Raw genomic sequence first — 1,082 nt, 5'->3', positions numbered from 1 at the left:
CGCTCGGCGTGGAAGCGGCACGGGCGGCCGGGATGGACGTGTACGGGTTCACCTCGATGGTGCCCGCCGACCGGCTCGTCGGAGTGACCGGGCACTTCTCGGACATGGCCCAGCTGCCCCAACTGCTTGCCTGAAGCCCCTCCTCCGGTCATCGCCCGCCCGAAAACTGCTCGGCTGATCCATCTACCCATGGGTAGTGCCTGGCTCTACGCTCGCGGCCATGACTGATGCGGGCTTGCGGCACGGCAGGGCCTCCCTGGGGCTGAGCTTCGGTGTTCAGGGCGTGGCTTTCGCCCTTCTGGTGACGCGTATCCCCGCCATCCAGGACCAGTACGGGATATCCGACGGGCTGCTGCCCGTCTTCCTCGCCGCTGTCCCGATCCTGGCGGGGGCCGGCAGCGTGGCCACCGAGAAGGTGGTCGCGCGAGTGCGGCCGGGCGTCGTCCTGCGGTGGGCCCAGCCCCTCGTCCTCCTCGCTCTGCTCGGGGTGGGCGCCGGGCGGGAGATGTGGCACGTCGCCGTCGCCCTCGGGGTGTTCGGGTTGGCCGTCGGGGCGCTCGACGCCTCCATGAACATGCTGGGCGTCAGCCTCCAACGCGCTTACGGGCGCAGTATCATGACCGGCTTTCACGCGGTCTACAGCCTCGGCGGGATCGCGGGGGCCTCCCTGGCCTGGGCCGGGGCGCGGTGGGAGCTGTCGTTGCTCGCGTCCTACCTGCCCGTCGTCGCCGTGCTGCTGCCCGCCGCGTTCGTCGGCAGCCGGTGGTACACGGAAGGAAAGGGCGCGGAGGAGAAGCGCCCGGACGGCACGGAGGCCGGTGCCGGCTCGGTCGGTGCGAGCGGGGCGCTCTCGTTCAAGCTGTTGCTGCCGCTCTGCCTCATCATGACCTTCGCCTACATCGGGGACTCGACCGTCTCCAACTGGAGTGCCAAGTACCTCCAGGACGTGCTGGGCAGTTCGGAGCAGCTCGCGACCGTCCCGTACAACGTCTACATGGTGACGACCCTGCTGGGGCGGGCGGTGGGGGACCTCGGGGTGCGGCGGTTCGGGGCGGTCGCCGTGGTGCGGGGCGGGAGTCTGC

At 70.6% G+C, this 1,082-nt stretch carries 1 protein-coding gene and 1 pseudogene; both read left to right on the top strand.

Annotated elements, in window-relative coordinates; translation table 11 throughout:
• A pseudogene (locus tag D3105_RS33930) lies at nt 1–134 on the top strand (hydrolase); the annotation flags it as partial.
• Nucleotides 135–220: 86 nt separating this feature from the next.
• On the top strand, nt 221–1,082 hold an 862-nt coding region (locus tag D3105_RS33925; RefSeq protein WP_118906601.1), incomplete at its 3' end, for an MFS transporter.

Origin of the sequence: Streptomyces globisporus, assembly GCF_003501885.1 — a bacterium.
In the GTDB taxonomy this organism is placed as follows: domain Bacteria; phylum Actinomycetota; class Actinomycetes; order Streptomycetales; family Streptomycetaceae; genus Streptomyces; species Streptomyces globisporus_D.
The sequence above is the reverse complement of the archived record's forward strand: the minus strand, read 5'-3'. Positions and strand labels throughout refer to the sequence as shown.